The 18,001-nt window shown below is 67.7% G+C and carries 16 protein-coding genes; 9 read left to right on the top strand and 7 right to left on the bottom strand.

All coding sequences use genetic code 11. The annotated features are described in order from the left end of the window. Window positions 1-2: 2 nt before the first annotated feature. Window positions 3-719, bottom strand: a complete 717-nt coding sequence (locus ACWPV3_RS07170) for a GntR family transcriptional regulator (RefSeq protein WP_292176425.1) — start codon at window positions 717-719, stop codon at window positions 3-5. A gap of 64 nt (window positions 720-783) precedes the next feature. Between ACWPV3_RS07170 and ACWPV3_RS07175 the strand changes: the two genes are divergently transcribed. The 4 genes from ACWPV3_RS07175 to ACWPV3_RS07190 are packed head-to-tail and all read left to right on the top strand — an operon-like array spanning window position 784 to window position 6,242. Next, entirely contained in the window at window positions 784-2,118 is a 1,335-nt protein-coding gene (locus ACWPV3_RS07175; RefSeq protein WP_453977399.1) for an MmgE/PrpD family protein, read from the top strand. Further along, complete coding sequence (locus ACWPV3_RS07180) at window positions 2,115-3,497, top strand: MmgE/PrpD family protein (RefSeq protein WP_453977400.1); 1,383 nt, start codon at window positions 2,115-2,117, stop codon at window positions 3,495-3,497. Before ACWPV3_RS07175 ends, ACWPV3_RS07180 begins: the two co-directional genes overlap by 4 nt. After that, window positions 3,494-4,888: a phenylacetate--CoA ligase family protein gene (locus ACWPV3_RS07185; RefSeq protein ID WP_453977401.1), complete on the top strand. Its 1,395-nt coding sequence runs from the start codon at window positions 3,494-3,496 to the stop codon at window positions 4,886-4,888. The genes ACWPV3_RS07180 and ACWPV3_RS07185 overlap by 4 nt, the downstream gene beginning before the upstream one ends. Before the next feature lie 13 nt (window positions 4,889-4,901). Beyond that, the gene (locus ACWPV3_RS07190; RefSeq protein ID WP_453977402.1) at window positions 4,902-6,242 is read left to right on the top strand and encodes an amidase; all 1,341 of its coding nucleotides are present in this window, start codon (window positions 4,902-4,904) and stop codon (window positions 6,240-6,242) included. A 6-nt stretch (window positions 6,243-6,248) separates the two neighbouring features. Here the strand turns inward: ACWPV3_RS07190 and ACWPV3_RS07195 are convergent, their stop codons facing one another. Continuing rightward, window positions 6,249-7,043 carry an enoyl-CoA hydratase/isomerase family protein gene (locus ACWPV3_RS07195; protein ID WP_453977403.1) on the bottom strand — a complete coding sequence of 265 codons (795 nt, stop codon included), beginning with the start codon at window positions 7,041-7,043 and terminating at the stop codon, window positions 6,249-6,251. Window positions 7,044-7,145: 102 nt separating this feature from the next. On the opposite strand from ACWPV3_RS07195, the gene ACWPV3_RS07200 reads away from it, so the two are divergent. Next, on the top strand, window positions 7,146-7,586 hold the full coding sequence (locus tag ACWPV3_RS07200; RefSeq protein WP_453977404.1) for a DUF3598 family protein: 441 nt from the start codon (window positions 7,146-7,148) through the stop codon (window positions 7,584-7,586). Between the two features lie 64 nt (window positions 7,587-7,650). Here ACWPV3_RS07200 and ACWPV3_RS07205 read toward each other — a convergent pair whose 3' ends face one another. The 5 genes from ACWPV3_RS07205 to ACWPV3_RS07225 all read right to left on the bottom strand — a co-directional run bounded on the left by ACWPV3_RS07205 (window position 7,651) and on the right by ACWPV3_RS07225 (window position 14,359). Beyond that, window positions 7,651-8,571: a DUF1838 family protein gene (locus tag ACWPV3_RS07205; protein ID WP_453977405.1), complete on the bottom strand. Its 921-nt coding sequence runs from the start codon at window positions 8,569-8,571 to the stop codon at window positions 7,651-7,653. A 92-nt stretch (window positions 8,572-8,663) separates the two neighbouring features. After that, window positions 8,664-11,021, bottom strand: coding sequence for a TonB-dependent receptor (locus tag ACWPV3_RS07210; protein ID WP_453977406.1), 2,358 nt, complete (start codon window positions 11,019-11,021; stop codon window positions 8,664-8,666). Window positions 11,022-11,154: 133 nt separating this feature from the next. Beyond that, window positions 11,155-11,814 carry a 3-isopropylmalate dehydratase small subunit gene (gene leuD / locus ACWPV3_RS07215; RefSeq protein ID WP_453977407.1) on the bottom strand — a complete coding sequence of 220 codons (660 nt, stop codon included), beginning with the start codon at window positions 11,812-11,814 and terminating at the stop codon, window positions 11,155-11,157. Beyond that, window positions 11,814-13,214, bottom strand: a complete 1,401-nt coding sequence (locus tag ACWPV3_RS07220; RefSeq protein ID WP_453977408.1) for a 3-isopropylmalate dehydratase large subunit — start codon at window positions 13,212-13,214, stop codon at window positions 11,814-11,816. Before ACWPV3_RS07220 ends, leuD begins: the two co-directional genes overlap by 1 nt. Continuing rightward, window positions 13,211-14,359 (bottom strand): CaiB/BaiF CoA transferase family protein, encoded by a 1,149-nt coding sequence (locus ACWPV3_RS07225; RefSeq protein WP_453977409.1) that lies wholly within the window; start codon window positions 14,357-14,359, stop codon window positions 13,211-13,213. Before ACWPV3_RS07225 ends, ACWPV3_RS07220 begins: the two co-directional genes overlap by 4 nt. A 116-nt stretch (window positions 14,360-14,475) precedes the next feature. On the opposite strand from ACWPV3_RS07225, the gene ACWPV3_RS07230 reads away from it, so the two are divergent. From ACWPV3_RS07230 to ACWPV3_RS07245, 4 genes are read left to right on the top strand one after another with little or no spacing between them, the layout of a single operon-like run. Next, complete coding sequence (locus ACWPV3_RS07230; protein ID WP_453977410.1) at window positions 14,476-15,441, top strand: hydroxymethylglutaryl-CoA lyase; 966 nt, start codon at window positions 14,476-14,478, stop codon at window positions 15,439-15,441. Then, entirely contained in the window at window positions 15,441-16,118 is a 678-nt protein-coding gene (locus ACWPV3_RS07235) for an isochorismatase family protein (RefSeq protein WP_453977411.1), read from the top strand. Before ACWPV3_RS07230 ends, ACWPV3_RS07235 begins: the two co-directional genes overlap by 1 nt. After that, complete coding sequence (locus ACWPV3_RS07240) at window positions 16,118-17,017, top strand: polysaccharide deacetylase family protein (RefSeq protein WP_453977412.1); 900 nt, start codon at window positions 16,118-16,120, stop codon at window positions 17,015-17,017. The genes ACWPV3_RS07235 and ACWPV3_RS07240 overlap by 1 nt, the downstream gene beginning before the upstream one ends. Next, window positions 17,014-17,943, top strand: coding sequence for a polysaccharide deacetylase family protein (locus tag ACWPV3_RS07245; protein WP_453977413.1), 930 nt, complete (start codon window positions 17,014-17,016; stop codon window positions 17,941-17,943). Before ACWPV3_RS07240 ends, ACWPV3_RS07245 begins: the two co-directional genes overlap by 4 nt. Window positions 17,944-18,001 lie beyond the last annotated feature (58 nt).

Below are 18,001 nucleotides of genomic sequence, written 5' to 3' on the forward strand. Positions count from 1 at the left end.
CTTCAGGAATCGCGGCGATAGCTCATGGCGTAGACGAAGCGCGACGCCGGATGGGTCGTGTCCGAGGCCAGCATCAGCCGGTCGTCCCGGTCGTAATAGCGGCGCAGGGTCTGAAGCGCCGCGCCGCCGCGTTCGGCCTTCAGCAGGCGCGCGGGCTCGACGCCCAGGGACAGGGCCGCGATCTCCTGCTCGATGCGCTGGACCACCACGCCGAAGTCGCGAGCGATCAATTCCTGGATCGCGCCGTCCCAGGCGCGCAGCCGGGGCGCCAGGTCGGCGTAGGCCGGGGCGATGTAGATCTGAGACAGGGCCAGGGGCTTGCCGTCCTTGCGGCGCAGGCCCGCGACGACCAGCCAGGGTTCGTCCGAGACCAGGCCCAGCCGTTCCTGCTCGGACGGCTCCAGTCGACGCAGTCCCGCGCTGCGGATCTCCAGCTGGGCGTCGCGCGCGTACTGCATCAGCTCCGTCACACCGCCAAGGGGCTGGACGAAGGCCGGGGCCGCGCCCGTGCGCAGGACGGTGGTGCCCACGCCGCGCCGCCGCTCGACCAGGCCCGCCTCGAACAACAGGCGCAGCGCGTCGCGCGCCGTGTGGCGCGACACGTCGTAGATTTCGCACAGTTCGAACTCGGGCGGCAGCTGCCCGCCGACCGGATAGCGGCCCGAGGCGATGTCGGCCCTCAGGGCGTCGGCGAGTTGGCGATAGCGGGGTTGGCTCATGTCTGACCTTCGTGACGCGCATCCGTCTTCTGCCATCAGGTCCGGACAAAGGGAAAGCCTTTCAATGGCCTTGGCCGAACGTTTGGCCCGTCCCGTCTCGGCGGCGGACCGCGCGCGGGCGCGACGGCATCTGCTGGACTGGCTGGCCTGCGCCGTCGCGGGCTCGGTCGAGCCGGGGGCGGTCGAGCCGCGCCGCCTGGCTGCGCTGGAAGGCGAGGGACCGTGCCGCGTCATCCGGGGCGGCCGCTGCGGACCCCAGGCGGCGGCCTTGGCTAACGGCCCGGCAGGCGCGCTTCTGGAAATGGACGATGTGGACAAGCGCGGCCTGCTGCATCCGGGGCCGGTGGTCTTTCCGGCGGTGCTGGCGGCCGCGGACGCAACCGGTGTTGAAGACGGGACGGCGGCGTTGGACGCCGTGGTGCGCGGTTACGAGGCCATGATCCGCGTCGGCCGAGCCGTGGGGCCGAGCCACGCGAGCCGCTTCCATGTGACGGCCAGCTGCGGCGGCTTCGGCGCGGCGGCGGGCGCGGCCTCGGTGCTGGGCCTCGATCCGCTGCGGACGGCCTGGGCCCTGGGCAATGCGGGACAGCAGGCCTTCGGCCTGTGGCAGGTGCGGCACGAGCCGGTCTTCACCAAGGCCCTGCACGACGGCCGGGCCGCCGCCAACGGCCTGGCCTCGGCCCTGCTGGCGCGCGACGGCTACGCCGGGCCGCTGGCGATCTTCGAGGGGCCGCACGGCTTCTTCCACGGCCTGTGTCCGGACGGCGCGCCCGAGGCGGTGCTGGACGGTGGCGACGCCTGGGCGATCCATGAGGTCAGCTTCAAGCCCCACGCCGCCTGCCGCCACGCTCATGCGGCCGTCGACGCCGTTCTGGCGCTGCGGGAACAGGCCGCGGGCCGGGCCTTGCAGAGCCTACGGATCGGAACCTACGGCGACGCCCTGACCTTCTGCGACCGGCCCTCCCCCCGGACCTCGGGCGAGGCCAAGTTCTCGTTGCAGCATGCGGCGGCGGTCGCCTGGCTGCACGGCGATGCCGACCTGCCGCGCTTCACGTCCGAGGCCATCGCCGACCCAGCGGTCGCCGCCCTGCGCGCGCGGGTCGAGCTGTCCCGCGACGCCGGGTGCGACGCCCGCTATCCGGCGCGGTTCGGCGCCGTCGCCGAAACCTTGCTGGCCGACGGCACGACCCTGCGCGCCGAGGCGTCTGACGCCCTGGGCGATCCGGAGAAGCCGCTAGACGACGCCGCCCTGATCGCCAAGGCGCGCGCCCTGTTCGCCTGGGGCGGTCTGACCGAACCCGCGGCGGAGACCCTGATCAAGGCGGCCCTGTCGCTGGGCGAGGGCGCGACGCTGGCCGATGTCTGGGCGGTGGCGCCGGTCGAGGAGGCATTGCGATGACCGGCACTGACGCCAACCCCAGCGAACGTCTGGTCGACCACGCCTTGTCCCTGCGGTGGTCCGACGTGGATCGAGCGGCGCAAGCGGCGGCCGGGACCTTTCTGCACGACAGTCTGTGCGTCGGCGTCGCCGGTCGCAACGCCCCCTTCGCCGATGCGGTGCTCAGCGCCGCGCGCCTCTGGGGCGAGGGCGGCGTCTGCTCCGTTCTGGGCCGGCCCGACGTGCGCCTGCCTGCGCCCCAGGCGGCCTTCGTCAACGCCTTCCAGATTCACAGCCAGGAGTTCGACTGCGTTCACGAACCGGCCGTGGTCCATCCCCTGGCCACCATCGTTTCGGCCCTGTTTGCGGAGGTGGAGCGGTCCGGTCCCTATTCCGGCGAGGCGGTGCTGACGGCCCTGGTCGCGGGGGTGGACGTGTCGACCTCCCTGGGCGTCGCCGCCTCGAAGCCCTTGCGCTTCTTCCGCCCGGCGACGGCGGGAATCTTCGGCTGCGTCGCCGCCCTGGTCAGCCTGATCAAGCCGGACCGCCAGGTCGCGCTGGACGCCTTCGGCTATGCCCTGTCCTTCGCCTCTGGCTCGATGCAGGCTCATGTGGAGGGCAAGGCGACCCTGCCGGTGCAGATGGGGCAGGCGGCGCGCAACGCCGTTTCGGCCCTGGACCTGGCGCGAGCGGGTCTGCCGGGACCGTCGCAGTCCATCGATGGCAAGTTCGGCTATCTGCCCCTGTTTGAGGGCGCATTCGACCTCGACGCAGCCCTGGCCGACCTGGGCCGCCGCTTCCGCATCGCCGAGGTCAGCTGGAAGCCCTATCCCACCGGCCGCGCGGCCCAGGGCTGCATCGTCGCGACCGAGATTCTGGCGCGCGACCACGGCCTGACGCCCGCGACGCTGGAGCGCCTGACCTACAGCGCTCCGCCCATCATCCACTATCTGGTCGGTCGTCCGGCGATCGAGGGGATGAGCGTGGCCTACGCCCGCCTGTGCGCCGCCTGGCTGTCGGCCGTGACCCTGACGCGGGGGCGGCCCGTGGGACTGAACGACTTCTCTGAAGCGTCTCTCACCGATCCGGCCGTACTGGACCTGGCGCGCAGGATTGAGGTGGTCGTCAACGACAATCCCGACCCCGCCGCCTTCGCCCCGGCCGAGGCCGAGGCCCGCTTCACCGACGGGCGCGAGGTCAGACTGACGCTTCAGTCCCAGTTCGGCGCCCCCGACTGGCCACTGAGCCGCGAACAGCATCTGACCAAGGCCGCCGCCTGCCTGGCCTTCGGCGGCTTGCCCGACATTCACGCGCCGCTCGCGGCGCTGATCGACCAATTCGACCTGTTAGACGACGCCGCCAAGGCTTTCCGCCTGGCCGCGGGGAGAGACGACGCATGACCGACCTGCACCGCCACTACTGGCAGGACATGACGCCCCAGGGCCTGACCGCCGATCACCCCATCGGCGACGCCTTCACCCGCTACGCCACCACGGTCAGCCGCGACGAGCTGACGGCGCATCAGAACCGCCTCTTCCTGCGCTGCGTCGATCGGGCGTGGAAGACCAACTTCTATCGCCGCCTGTGGGGCGACAAGGGGATCGAGCGGGGCGATATCCGCTCTCTGGAGGACCTGCCGCGCCTGCCGATCTTCGACAAATCGGACATCATGGCCAGCCTGGACCGCGCCCCGCCCTTCGGCGACTTCGCCGGCTTCGAGGCCTATGAGCAGCGCCCGCCCGTCATCCTGCACACCACCTCGGGCACGACGGGCAAGCCCCAGGTCCTGCTGTTCGGCCCCAAGAGCCGAGAGGTGCAGAACATCCTTCTGGCCCGCCTCTATCGCTTCCAGGGCCTGCGCCCCGACGACATCGTCCACTCGGTCTACGGCCACGGCATGATCAACGGCGGCCACTATGTGCGTGAGGCCGTGACCCACTGGACCAGCGCCGTCTTTCTGTCGGCCGGGACGGGGGTGGAGACCCGCTCGGTGCAGCAGGTCGAGATCATGAGGAATTTCGGCGCCACGGTGATCGTGGGTTTCGCCGACTACATCAAGAAGCTGGCCAGCGTGGCCCGCGAAATGGGGCTGGAGCCGGGTCGCGACATTCCGGTGCGGATGATCTCGGGCCACATGGGCCGCGAGGACAAGGCCGCCATCGGCGAGGCCTGGGGCGGCGCCCAGTGCTTCGACTGGTATGGCGTCGGCGACACCGGCCTGATCGCCGCCGAGGGCCCGGACCGCGACGGCCTCTATGTCCAGGAGGACGCCCAGTATCTGGAGGTCTGCGACATCGACACCGGCAAGGTGATCGAGGACGGCGGCGTCGGTGACATGGTCTGCACCTGCCTGTTCAAGGACGACCTTTATCCGATCATCCGCTTCAACACCCACGACGTGACCCAGTGGAAGCCGGGCCAATCCTCCATCGGCGTCGAATACCGCCGGGTCGAGGGCTTCATGGGCCGGTCGGACAATATGGTGAAGATTCGCGGCATCAACATCTTCCCGCAGGGCGTCGGCCCGATGCTGGACGAGCACCCGGCCTTCGCCAAGGAGTTCATCTGCCGCGCGACCCGCGACGCCCAGGACCGCGACAGCTTCATCGTCGTGGCGGAGGCCACCGACCTGTCGCCCGCGACGGCCCAGGCTTTCGGGGATATCCTGAAGCGCAAGATCGGCATCGAACCGGTGATCGAACTGGTCGAGCGCGGCGCCACCGCCGCCCTGACCCAGATCGACGTGCGCCAGAAGCCGATCCGCCTGATCGACGAACGGTTCAAGAAGTAAGGGAGCGTCCGCCGTGGCCTTTTCCAATCCGGTGGTCGAGGCGGGCGTCGCCGGGCTGGCGGCGCTGTTCCGAGAGCGCGCCGTCACGCCGTCGGAGGCGGTCGAGGTCTATCTGAGCCGGATCGAGCGGCTGAACCCGCGCCTCAACGCCTTCCTGGCCGTGGATGCTGAGGGCGCGCGAGCGGCGGCCCTGGCCAGCGGCGCGCGCTGGGCGGCGGGGCGGCCCCTGTCGCCGATCGACGGGGTTCCGATAGGGATCAAGGCCAACATCGCCTCCGTCGGCCTGCCGCTGCACGCGGGGATCGACGCCTATCGCGATCAGGTCGCCGACCATGACGCCGCCTGCGTGGCGCGGCTGAAGGCGGCGGGGGCGGTGATCCTGGGCGTGCTGAACATGCACGAGGGGGCGCTGGGGGCCACGACCGACAATCCCGCCTTCGGCCGCTGCCAGAATCCGCACTGGAACGGCTTCACGCCCGGCGGCTCGTCCGGCGGGTCCGGCGCGGCGGCGGCGGCGGGCCTGTGCGCGGCGGCGCTGGGCACCGACACGATGGGCAGCGTCCGTATTCCTTCGGGCTATTGCGGAATCTTCGGTCTGAAGCCGGGGCGAGGCCGCGTCTCGACCGAAGGCGTCATCCCCCTGTCCTGGACGCTCGACAACGTCGGCCTCCACGCCCGCTCGGCCGAGGATTGCCGGCTGGTGTTCGAGGCCATGGCCGAGGGCGTGGCCGCACCGTCCGCCGAGGGCCGGCCCTGGGCCGCGCTGGACTTCTCGGGACAGGTCCAGGTCGACCCGCGCGTGGTCTGGGCCTTCGAGGACCGTCTGCAGGCCGCGCGTGACCTGGGACTGACGGTCGAGACCCTGAGGCTGGGCGATTACGACTTCGGCGCCGTGCGGCGATTGGGTCTGCTGATCTCCGAGGTCCAGGGTCATGTGGTCCATGAGGCGCGCCTGGTCGAACGCCCCGAGGGCTTCTCCAAGGTGTTCGCCGACGGTCTGGCCTGGGGCGCGCGCCAGTCCGCGCCGCGTCTGGCCAAGGCCTATCGCGAACTGGAGGAGACAGCAGCCCGTCTGCGCGCGCGCCTGTCCGGTTACGCGGGCCTGCTGTCGCCCACGACGCCCCAGTTCGCCTTCGTCTTCGACGATCCGGTCCCGGTCAATCAGGCCGATTTCACCGCCATGGCCAATGTCGCGGGGTTGCCGGCGGTCGCCTTCCCCGCCGGACTGACGGGCGGGATGGACGGGGGGCTGCCCCTGTCGGTCCAGGTCATGGCCTGGACCGAAGCCGATGCGCTGAACTTGGCCCAGGCCTTGGCGCGGCCCGTCTTCACCCCGTCCGACTTCGCGGGCTGAGACGCTTCAGCGGAAGGGGAAGGCTGGCGTCCGCTTCTGCAGAAAGGCGTCGCGACCTTCGCGGAAATCCTCGCCTTCCAGCGAATCCAGGAACCAGGCGCGGGTCGTGTCGTCGTCCTGAGTCTGGCCGTCCAGGATGCGGCGGATCACGGCCTTGGTGCGCCGAGCCGACCACTGTGAGGCCATGGCGATCGCCTGCGCCTTGGCCGCGACGGCGGCGTCCAGTTCTTCCGGCGGGCAGGCGGCGTCGATCAGGCGCAGGCCCAGCGCCTCCGCCGCGCTCAGGATGCGGCCGGTATAGAGGATGTCCTTGGCCGCCGAGGGGCCGACCGCCTCGACCAGACGGCGGGTGTCGCCCAGGCTGTACATCAGGCCCAGCTTGCCCGGCGTGATGCCCAGCTTGGCCCTGTCCGAGGCCATGCGGATGTCGCAGCACAGCGCCAGGCCCAGGCCGCCGCCGACGCAGGGGCCGGGGATGGCGGCGATGGTCGGCTTCGACAGGTTCGCCAGGGCCTCCATCGCCTCGGCGATCTCGGCGGCGTAGGCGGCGGCGCTGTCGCGGGTGGCGTAGACGGTCTCGAATTCGGCGATGTCGGCTCCGGCCGCAAAGGCGCCGCCCGCTCCGGTGACGACCAGGACCTTGACCGCCGCATCGGTCTCGGCCGTCGTCACGGCCTGGGGCAGGGCGCGCCACATGGCCTGGGTCAGGGCGTTGCGCTTGTCCGGCCGGTTCAGGGTCAGGATGGCGACATCGTCTGAAATGGTCAGGGCCAGGGCGCCGTCGGCGAAAGACTGGGACAAGGGAGCAACCTTCAGGCTTGCGTGAAATGGCATATTAGATATACCATTATATCATTCGCTGGGCATTCATACAGCGTCGTTGAAATTTCGAGGAAAAAACCCATGGCCGATCTCCGCAAAGAGATGCCGCTGCTGGCCCGCCACGAGGGCGTGTGGGAAGGCGTCTATATCCACGTCGATCCGGACAACAACGTCATCGACCGCCACAAGTCGCGCCTCCAGTGCCAGTTCCCCAGCGAGACCGAATACTACCAGATCAACACCTACACCTGGGACGACGGCCGCACAGAGGAAATCCATTTTCCCTCGACCTATCGCGACGGAAAGATCTGGTGGGACAATGATCGGATCATCGGCGCCTGCTGGGAAGCCGATCCCCAGACCATCATGCTGCGCTGGGAACGCAAGGACCTGCCGAACGCCTATCTCTATGAGATGATCCAGTTGTCGGCGGACGGCAACCAACGGGCCCGCACCTGGCACTGGTTCGAGAACGACGAACTGTTCAAGCGCACCTGCATCAAGGAAACGCGCGTCGCCTGACCTCCTCCTCCGATTGAAATGAAAAGCCCTCGAAGAGCGATCTTCGAGGGCTTTTTCCTGAGCCTCAGTGACCGCTCGGCCGAGCTGGTTGCGGGTTGGCGCGGCGTTCGGCGTCGATGCCGGCGCGGGCCACGGTCCAGCTGGTGGCGTTCGGTCGGGCGTCGTCCAGCGGCGGCGGCGAGGCATAGGCCGGATAGTCCGTCGCGACGGCGTCGCGCAGCACCTGGGGCAGGGCGTCGACCCCTTCGACTGGCTGGGACATGGCGTTGAACACCATCAGGCCAGGGCGGCTGCCCATCTTCATGAAAGGCATCCAGGGCGCGATGCGGATCCAGGACAGGACGGCGTTGGCGGTGTCCGTGCGGCTGCTGACCAGGGTGCGGCGGTCGGCGGCGAAGTCGAAGATCTCCATCGCGTGATACTGGTTGCCGACGTAGTCCTGATAATCCCCCGCCATCGGGTTGGGGTAGAAGAGCGGAATTTCCGCCGGCATGAAGACCCGGTCGCCCTGGATGCGGAAGGGTGCGACGAAGGGGCGGCCTTGAGCGTCGCGCTCGAACATCGGGCGCTGGTTTACCGGATCGTTGGCGACATGGGCCACCGAAACCTCGGCGCCGGTCCACGGGTTCTTCCAGGTGTCGATCCGCTGGCCCGTGACGGGGTCGAGGTAGAGCATCAGTTCGCGCGACACCAACCGGAAGCCCTGGCCGCGGACCGGGTCCTGGACCGTGCCGCACTGGCGGATGTTCATGCCCTCGACCTTGAACAGCAGCCGGTCCGGCTCGCCCTCTACGCGCGACCAGACGTTGCCGGTCCAGTGGTAGATCAGGGGTTTCCCGTCGATGGTCGAGCAGTTGATCTTGCGCATGGCCGCCAGGGCGTCGCGCGGCTGGGTCAGATCCAGGTCGGCGGCCGAGGCGGGCAGGGCATAGACTGAAAAGGCGGCCGTCAGGGCCGCAGCGATCGTCGCGGTTCGCAAGGTCAAATCTCAAACTCCGGGCAGATACGCCGCCGAGTTCAGCAGGCCTCGACGGTGAATAAAAGCCCCGGAACCGACGGTCCCGGGGCTGGTCAGGCTTAGAACTGGTAGCCGACGCTGACGCCGATCAGTCGACGATCCGCTCCTGTCACGAGCGGCGACGCCACCGAATAGTTGACAGAGTCATAGAAGCGCACGGCCGCCGTCGGCGTATCGTCGTCCAGCAGGTTGTTGACGAAGAACTGATAGCTCAGCGCGTCGGACCGCAGGGCCAGACGCAGATCGACGGTAGTCTTGGCACCGAAATACTGCATGTTGTCGGCGCGGACGTAGGTCTTGCTCTGATACTGGACGTCCAGCCGCCCTTCGAAGCGATAGTCGCCCCAAGCCGCCATCTCGAAACGCGGCGACAGGGTGATCTTGTGATCCGGCACATAGGGCAGGTGGCGGCCGTCGAAATCCCAGGCCGGCAGGCCCAGCGACGCCAGAGTGCCGTCCAGCGAGGCGTCGGCGAACTTTTGGTAGCGCGCATGAGTCCAGGCGTAGCTGCCCACGACCGAAAAATGCTCGTTGAAGCGGAAGTGGCCGTCCATCTCCAGGCCAGTCACCTTCGCCTCGGCCACGTTGCAGGTATAGGTGCGCTGGGTCGAGGTGGAGCCGGGAGGGAAGGCCGAGGCCGGGTTTTGACAAGCCGCCTGTTGGTCCGACCAGTCGGTGTGGAACAGGGCGACGTTGGTGCGCAGCCGATGGTTCATCCAGTCGAACTTGCCGCCGATCTCATAGTTCCAGCTGGTTTCCGGCTCGAAGGTGCGCTGGTCGGGGAAGATGTTGATGTTCGGGTTGAAACCGCCGGTTTTCACCCCGCGGGCGATGCTGGCGTACAGCATCTTGCCGGGCTCGATCTTGTAATCGACGATCAGGCGCGGCGTGGTGAAGCTGAAGTCCTTCTCCAGATCGAACTGCGCATACGACGGCTGCTCCGAAGCGGTCGGCGGGGGCGATGTGGGCGCCGCGTGGGTCGGCGCCTGGTGATAGGTCTGTTCTTCCTTCTGGTAGCGCGCCTCCAGCGTCGCCGACAGTTTGTCGGTGAAGGCGTAGGTGGCCGAACCGAACACCGACCAGCTCTTCGTCGTATTGACGATGTTCGGATAGCCGAAGCGAGCGGCGTTGGTGGCTGTCAGCCCGGCCAGGCTGCGCTGAACCACATTGCTTTCGCCGTCGTAATAGTAGGCGCCGACCAGCCAGGTCAGAGGACCGTCGCCGTTGGATGACAGACGAAGCTCCTGGCTGAAGTCGGTATAGGTCTCGTCGGCCGAAGACGTGGCGAAACCCGACTTGCCCACCGGGATCAAGCTGCCCGGCGCAAAGGGATAGCCGAAGTTGGGGCAGCCGCCGGTCCGGTCGCAGATTGTATTGTCGCCGTCATAGGTGAACTCGGCGTTGCGCTTGGCGTAGGCCGTGATCGACTTCAGCGAAACGCCGTCGAAGTCATAGTTCAGGTCCAGGCTGGCGCGGAACGTGTCCTGGCGTGTCCCGTAGTCGCCGACTTCGGAATCGGTGCGTTTGGTGTTCACGTTGATGCGGCGACCCAGGGGCTGGACCTCGCCTACATAGAGTTGGTTACGGATGATGCCGGCGGGCGCGCCGGCGACCTGGAGCGGATAGGCGTTCGTGCGCTGGACTTCGGACGCCGGCTGGCCGGAGTCCTCGTTGCTCGCGGTCAGGCGAAGAATAGCCGAGAAACGGTCGGTGGGCTGGTAGTCCAGGGTCAACATGCCGCCGTAGGTCTGGCTGTAGTCGACCTTGCCGCCGTCGATCGCGCTGACGTACCAGCCGTCGAATTCACGACCGTAAGCGCCGACGCTGAAGCGCAGGGTGTCGCTGATGGGACCGCTGACGCTGGCGGTCAGTTTGTGCAGGCCATTGTCGCCGACAGTGCCCTCGATGTGCCCTTTCAAGACGCTGGAAGGCCGTGCGCTGATGTAGTTGATGGCGCCCGCGAAGGTGTTCTGACCGTAAAGCGCCGACTGAGGGCCGCGCACGACCTCGATCCGTTGCAGATCGGCCATTTCGATGTCGACGCCGGCCTTGCCGCTCAGATAGACGCCGTCCAGGAAGACACCGACGTTCAGCTGGCCGTAGGTCTGGGCCGCGCCACGGATGATCGGCAATTGGTTCTGCGCGCCGAACAGGGGCGTGAAGCTGAGGCCTGGCGCGATCTTGGCCAAGTCCGCCAGACGTTCGACGCGGGCCGATTTCAACTCTTCCGAAGTGACGGCGGCGATGGCCAACGGGGTGTCCTGCAGCGACTCCTCTCGACGACGAGCGGTGACGACGATGTCGTCGACCGTCTGGGCCTGCTGATCCGCTGTCTGGGCCATGACCGGCGCTGCGCACGCCAGGCCGCCGAGGGCCACGGATGCGGTCAGAGCCGCCTTGAAGGTATTACGAAACATCAGCCTCATCCCCTGCTGCATTTCAAATGATATATCATTAGCTCGTTTCGAGACTGTCGATCAAAAATGACTTCTGGCAAAGACTTTTTTGTCGACAACGGCGTATTTCTGTCCCGGTTCGAGGCTTTCGTTGTCATTCTGACACGCTTGGCGTGATAAAAGGTCCGGACTTTTTGTCGGTCAGATAAACCCAGGGCCGCTCCGCGCGATCCTGTTCGCGCAGGGCGTGTATGCGAGAGGCCTGTTTCAGCGTCAGGGCCACCGCGTCGAGGCCCTCCAGCAGCATTTCGCGCGCCTCGTCATCGATGGCGAAGGGCCAGGTCGCGCCGCCCGCGCGGCGAATCTCTCTCGCGATCAGGTCGACGGTCAAAGTCGGTTCGCCGTTCGACGCGGCGGCGGCGATCTCCTCGGCGTGGCGGGACGCGACGACGGCGGGAACCATGCCGTTCAGGATGCAGTTGTTGCGGAAGATCGGATTGAACGACGGTGCGACGATCGCCCGGAAGCCGTATTCCGCCAGAGCCCAGGCGGCGTGCTCGCGGCTGGAGCCGCAGCCGAAGTTCGCGCCCGCGACCAATATCTGGGCCTGGGCATAGCGGCGATCGTTCAGGACGAAGGCCGGATCGGGATCGCGTCCGCCCGGCGTCAGATAGCGCCAGCCCGCGAAAAGACCGTCCGCCAAGCCGGTCTTGGCGACGGAGCGGATTTCGCGCGAGGGGATGATGGCGTCGGTGTCGACGTTGTCGCGCACCAAGGGGGCGGCGACGGCTGTCAGGGTAGTGAAGGGCTGCATCAGTGCGCCCTCCTCGGATCGGCGATGGCGCCGGCAAGGGCCGAGGCGGCCACGGTCTCGGGCGAGGCCAGGTGAGTGCGCGTCTCCGGACCCTGGCGGCTTTCGAAATTGCGGTTGGTGGAACTGATCACCCGCTCGCGCGGTCCGAAGCTCTCGCCCCCGGCGTAGAAACACATCGAACAGCCGGATTCGCGCCATTCGAAACCGGCCGCCAGGAAGACCTGGTCCAGGCCCTCGGCCTCGGCGGCCAGGCGCACCTGGGTCGAGCCGGGCACGCAGATGGCGCGGACGCCCGCCGCGACCTTGCGGCCTTGCAGTACGGCGGCGGCGCGGCGCAGGTCCGACAGGCGGCTGTTGGTGCAGGAGCCGATGAAGGCTCCGGTGATCGGCAGGCCTTCCAGAGGTCGGCCGGGCGTCAGGTCCATATAGGCCAGGGCGCGGGCGTACGCCTCGCGCGTGTCGCGGCCGGCGGGATCGAAGTCGGGGACCGCGCCGTTCAGCGGCACGACCTGCTGCGGGCTGGAGCCCCACGTCACCATGGGCGCGACCTTGGCTGCGTCGACGGACAACTCCACATCGAAGCGGGCGTCCGCATCGCTGACCAGACCGGTCCAATGCGCGACCGCCCGGTCCCAGGCCTCGCCCTTCGGGGCCAAGGGCCGTCCGGCCAGATAGTCGAAGGTCGTCTGGTCCGGTGCGATGATGGCCGAGAAGGCGGCGAACTCGGTCGCCATGTTGCAAAGGGTCAGTCGCGCCTCGATGTCCATCGCCCGAACCGCCTCGCCGGCGTATTCGACGATACATCCCTTGCCCCCACCGACGCCGAACCGGCCCAGCAGGTGCAGCGCCAGGTCCTTGGCCGTTACTCCGGACGCCAGACGCCCGTCGATGGTGATGCGCATGGTGCGGGGCTTCTCGACCCGCAGGGTCGACGTCGCCAGGGCGTGTTCCGCCTGGGTCGAGCCGATGCCCCAGGCCAGGGCGCCCAGCGCCCCTTGCGAACAGGTGTGGCTGTCCGGACAGACCAGCGTCAGACCGGGCAGGACGATGCCCATCTCGGGCGAGATCACATGCACGATGCCCTGGTTGGGATCGCCCAGGTCGAACAGTCTTATGCCCGCCTCGCGCGCAGCTTCGCGCGTGGTGCGGATGAAGTCGGCCCCCGTCGGCATCAGGGTCTGGTCGGTGCGGCCGGGACGGGTGTCGACGATGTGGTCCATGACCGCGAAGGTCTGGTCCGGCGCCATCACCGACCGGCCCGCCGCCAGCACGCTCTTCAGCGCCACGCCGCCCGTCCGCTCGTGCAGCATGACCCGATCGATCAGCAGAAGCCCGGTGCGGTCGTCGATCCGACTGACCAGATGCCGGTCCCAGATCTTGTCGAAGAGGGTGCGGCTCATGTGGCGGGCGGGGATTCGTCGAGGACGGCCTCGCGGTCGGCGTCGGGCAGGGGGACGTCGCGGCGCAGGCCCAGACGCCGGCCGTCGAATTCCAGCGGCAGGGCAGGCAGGCGGGTCGCGTCGCCGCCCGGGATCGTGACGTCGACCAGGCCGCCGTGGTTCAGATGAGGATCGTCAAACAGTTCGTCGGGCCGCGACACGGGCGCGAAGGGCAGGCCGATGGCCTCCAGCTTTCTCACCAGGGTCTCGCGGTCGAAGCCGGCGAACAGTTCGCGCACGCGCGGCAGAATGCGGTCGCGCGCCCGGACGCGCTCGTTGTTGGCCGCCAGCGTCGGGTCGTCGCCCAGATCGGACAGGTCCATCGCCTTGCAGAAGGCGACCCATTGGCTGTCGCTGACCACGCCGACGAACAACTGTTCATTTTCGCGCGCGGTCTCGAACACGTCATAGACGGCCCATGCCGAGATGCGGGCGGGCATGGGGTTGGGCGCGACGCCGGTGACGGCCTGCTGGGCCATGTGCTGGCCCACCAGGAAGGCGGTGGTCTCGAACAGCGAACATTTGACCGCCGCGCCGCGCCCGGTCGCGTTCCGCTGATGCAGGGCCGCGAGTATGCCGATCACCCCGAACATGCCGCCGGTGATGTCGACCACGCTCGTCCCCGCGCGCAGCGGCCGGCCGGGAGGTCCGGTCATATAGGCCAGACCGCCCATCATCTGGGTGACTTCGTCCAGCGCGGTGCGGTTCTCGTATGGGCCGGACAGAAAGCCCTTGGCCGAGCAGTAGATCAGGCCGGGATTTGTCTCGGCGAAGTCCTTCGGACCCAGGCCCAGACGCTCCAGCGCGCCAGGGCGGAAATTCTCGATCACCACGTCCGCGACCTCGACCAGCCGCCGGGCTTGGGCCAAGTCCTCGGCGTCCTTCAGGTTCAGGCAGACGCTGCGCTTGTTGCGGTTGAACATGGGGAAATAGCCCGCGCCCGAGCCCAGCAGCCGCCGGGTGTGGTCGCCCCCCTCCGGCTCGATCTTGATCACTTCCGCGCCCAGGTCGCCCAGGATCACGCCGATCGACGGTCCCATCACCATATGGGTGAATTCCACGACCTTGAGGCCGGCGAGGGGGCCATCGGGGGCGGGGGCGCTCATGGGCGATCTATGTCCTGTCATCGGCTGCATCATGGTGGCCGTGCTCGACAGCCGCTTTTGAAATGATATATGTGTATATCAATTAGACAAGCCTTGGATCGGAGAGCGTGCGGCGCATGGACATTCTGGTGAGCGAGGTCGGGCCGCGCGATGGCTTGCAGAGCATCAGCCGCATCATGCCGCTGGAAGCCAAGAAGGCGTGGGTCGCCGCCGAGGCCGCCGCCGGGGTGCGCGAGATCGAGGTGGGCAGCTTCGTTCCCGCCAGCCTGTTGCCGCAACTGGCCGACGCTGCCGAACTGGTCGCCTTCGCCAAGACGATCCCGAACCTGACGGTCGCGGTCCTGGTCCCCAACGCCAAGGGGGCGGAGGCCGCGATCCGTGCTGGCGCTGACAAGCTGACCCTGCCGCTATCGGTGTCGGAAACCCACAGCCTTGCAAACCTGCGGCGCACCCACGCGCAGGTGCTGGACGAGGCGGCGCGCATCGCCGACATGGTTCGCGCCCTGCCGGAGGACCGACGTCCCCATTTCGAAGGCTCCCTGTCCACCGTCTTCGGCTGCACGCTGGAGGGCGCCATTCCCGACGCCCAGATCGCGCGTCTGGCCGAGTCCCTGATGGCGGCGGGCTGCGACGAGGTGGGGTTGTCGGACACCACGGGCTACGCCGATCCGGCGGCGGTGAAGCGGCTGGTCGGCCTGGTGCGCGGCGTGGTCGGGGAGGCGGCCCTGACCGGCATTCACCTGCACAACACGCGCGGCCTGGGGCTGGCGAACGTGCTGGCGGCGCTTGAATCCGGCCTGACGACGGTGGACAGTTCGCTGGGCGGGATCGGCGGCTGTCCCTTCGCACCCGGCGCCAGCGGCAACATCGTGACCGAGGATCTGGTCTTCATGCTTCAGGCCATGGGTCTCAGGACCGGCATCGACCTGGAGGCGCTCCTGAAGGTGCGCGCCATCCTTTCGGAAGCCCTGCCGGGCGAGCCGCTCTACGGCTTCACGCCCGACGCCGGCCTGCCGCTAAACTTCATTTCGGAGGCGGCGCGATCCGCGTCTTCTCCCAGCCTTGAGACGGAGACGGCCTGATGACCGTGGGAACCCGAATGGTGCGCGACGACCGCACCGCGCGCGAACTGTTCGAAGAGGTGATGGCCAATCCCGCACGCCGCAAGTTCGGCTTCGGCGAACGGCTGGCGATCGTCAACGTCGATTTCCAGCGCGCCTATACGGACATCGACACGTTCAAGACGGCCTATGAGACCGACCCGCGCCAGATCGAATACGCCAACACGATCTCACGGCTGGCGCGAGAGCGCGACATGCCGGTGGTCTGGTCGCGCGTCGCCTATCGCGAGGACGCCGCCGACGCGGGCGTCTGGGGCACGCGGACCGACACGCCGGACTCGCTTCAGAACATCAAATACGACAGCGAGCGCCATCAGTACGATCCGCGCTGCCAGATCGACGCCTCGGACCTGCAATACACCAAGCGGATGCCGTCGGCCTTCTTCGAGACGCCGCTGGCCAGCTATCTGACCTGGCGGCGGGTGGATACGGTCGTGGTCACGGGCGGCTCGACCTCGGGCTGCGTGCGGGCGACGGCGGTCGATGCCCTCAGCCACGGCTATCGCGTGATCGTCCCCATCGAGACCTGCGCCGACAAGCACGAGAGCTATCATTTCGCCAACCTGACCGATCTTCAGCTGAAATACGCCGACGTCGAGCCGGTGCAGGCGGTGATCGACTGGCTGGAGGCGCGCTGATGCTCCAGACAGCCCCCGAAGGCGATCCTGGCCTCTACGACTTCTCGCCCTATCGCGACCGGCCCCACGTCGTCTGGCCGGACGGCAAGACGGTGGCCGTCTGGGTCGCGCCCAACCTCGAATATTACGAGATCGACCCCCCGGCCAATCCGCACCGCAAGAGCTGGACCAAGCCGCATCCGGACGTGGTCGGCTATGGACACCGCGACCACTCCAACCGCGTGTCGCACTGGCGGATGGCCGAGGCGATGAGCCGTCACGGCTTTCCCGGCTCGGTCTCGCTGTCGATCGCCCTGTGCCAGCACCACCCCGAGGTGGTCGCCGACGCCAACGAACGCGGCTGGGAGTTCTTCAGCCACGGCATCTACAACACCCGCTACAGCTACGGCATGGACGAGGCGCAGGAGCGCCGGATCATCGAGGATTCGATCCGCACCGTCCGCGACGCCACGGGCCAGACCATCCGCGGCTGGCTGGCGCCGGCCCTGACGCACACGCCGCGCACCCTGGACCTGATCGCGGAATACGGCCTGGACTACACCTGCGACCTCTATCACGACGATCAGGTGCAGCCGGTGAAGACCCGGACCGGGCGGCTGGCCTCCATCCCCTACAGCCTGGAGGTCAACGACCACTATGGCTTCTTCGTCTACAACATGTCGCCGCGCGAATACGCCGACGCCCTCATCCGCCAGTACGAGCGGCTGGCCGTTGAGGGCGAAAAATCGGGCACGGTCATGTGCATTCCGCTGCACGCCTATCTGATCGGCCAGCCGCACCGTATCGCCGCCTTCGAAGGCGTGCTGGAGCATATCGCGGCGGACGGCCGCGCCTGGATCAGCCGCGCGGGCGACATCGTCGACGCCTGGCGCGCGCAACAGACGGGAGACGCGGCATGAGCCTGGACCCTTCCTATCTGGAGTATCCGCATCGCAAGCGCGGCTACGATCACGACCTCTATCCCTGGTCGAACCTGCATGAGCGCCCGCCTGTGGCCTGGCCGGGCGGCAAGAGCGTCGCCGTCTGGGTCTGCATCGACCTGGAGTGGTTCCCGATCACGCCGGAGGACAAGCCCTTCCGCGCGCCGGGTCATATGCAGACGCCATATCCGGACTATCGTCACTACACGTCGCGCGAATACGGGACGCGGGTCGGTTTCTATCGGCTGCTGGACGCCCTGGCGAAGGCCGGGGTCAAGGCCTCGGTCGCGGCCAACTCGGCCATCGCCGAGCGTTATCCCGAGGTCATCGCCGACATCATGGCGGCGGGGCACGAAATCATCGCCCACTCCACAGACATGAATGGGACCATCGCCACAGGCCTGGACGAGGCGGACGAACGCGCCCTCATTCAATCGTCACTGGATTCGTTGGAACGCGCCTCGGGAACCCGACCGCGCGGCTGGCTTTCCATCGCCCGCTCGCAGAGCTGGAATACGCCGCGTCTATTGAAGGAGGCCGGGCTGGACTACTGTTGCGACTGGGTGAACGACGAACTGCCCTGGCGCTTCAACAACGGCTTGATCAACCTGCCGCTGAACCACGAACTCTCGGACCGGCAGATCATCACCGTTCAGCAGCATTCCGCCGAAAGCTACGCCCAGCAGATGACCGACGCCTTCGACTGGCTCGAACGCGAGGCGAAAGAGAGCCGTAGCGGCCGCATGCTGCCGCTCAACGTCACGCCTTACGTTCTGGGACTGCCTTACCGCATCGACGCATTTGACCGCCTGATCGCAGATTTGGCCGCCCGCCAGGAAAGCTGGTTCGCGACCGGAAGTCAGATCGTGGACGCGTGGCAAGAGGCTTCAGGGTCATCGGGTTAATATGGTAACGCCAGCGCACCGCATGAACGATCACCGCTGGCAGGAAACGGTGGCGCTT

The sequence above is a fragment of the Brevundimonas sp. Marseille-Q4549 genome (assembly GCF_976940555.1).

What these genes read in the sequence shown, in the direction of transcription:
- ACWPV3_RS07170 (WP_292176425.1), bottom strand. Translation starts at nt 719, where the DNA reads ATGAGCCAACCCCGCTATCGCCAACTCGCCGACGCCCTGAGGGCCGAC.
- ACWPV3_RS07175 (WP_453977399.1), top strand. Translation starts at nt 784, where the DNA reads ATGGCCTTGGCCGAACGTTTGGCCCGTCCCGTCTCGGCGGCGGACCGC.
- ACWPV3_RS07180 (WP_453977400.1), top strand. Translation starts at nt 2,115, where the DNA reads ATGACCGGCACTGACGCCAACCCCAGCGAACGTCTGGTCGACCACGCC.
- ACWPV3_RS07185 (WP_453977401.1), top strand. Translation starts at nt 3,494, where the DNA reads ATGACCGACCTGCACCGCCACTACTGGCAGGACATGACGCCCCAGGGC.
- ACWPV3_RS07200 (WP_453977404.1), top strand. Translation starts at nt 7,146, where the DNA reads ATGGCCGATCTCCGCAAAGAGATGCCGCTGCTGGCCCGCCACGAGGGC.
- ACWPV3_RS07210 (WP_453977406.1), bottom strand. Translation starts at nt 11,021, where the DNA reads ATGTTTCGTAATACCTTCAAGGCGGCTCTGACCGCATCCGTGGCCCTC.
- leuD (WP_453977407.1), bottom strand. Translation starts at nt 11,814, where the DNA reads ATGCAGCCCTTCACTACCCTGACAGCCGTCGCCGCCCCCTTGGTGCGC.
- ACWPV3_RS07220 (WP_453977408.1), bottom strand. Translation starts at nt 13,214, where the DNA reads ATGAGCCGCACCCTCTTCGACAAGATCTGGGACCGGCATCTGGTCAGT.
- ACWPV3_RS07225 (WP_453977409.1), bottom strand. Translation starts at nt 14,359, where the DNA reads ATGAGCGCCCCCGCCCCCGATGGCCCCCTCGCCGGCCTCAAGGTCGTG.
- ACWPV3_RS07230 (WP_453977410.1), top strand. Translation starts at nt 14,476, where the DNA reads ATGGACATTCTGGTGAGCGAGGTCGGGCCGCGCGATGGCTTGCAGAGC.
- ACWPV3_RS07235 (WP_453977411.1), top strand. Translation starts at nt 15,441, where the DNA reads ATGACCGTGGGAACCCGAATGGTGCGCGACGACCGCACCGCGCGCGAA.
- ACWPV3_RS07240 (WP_453977412.1), top strand. Translation starts at nt 16,118, where the DNA reads ATGCTCCAGACAGCCCCCGAAGGCGATCCTGGCCTCTACGACTTCTCG.
- ACWPV3_RS07245 (WP_453977413.1), top strand. Translation starts at nt 17,014, where the DNA reads ATGAGCCTGGACCCTTCCTATCTGGAGTATCCGCATCGCAAGCGCGGC.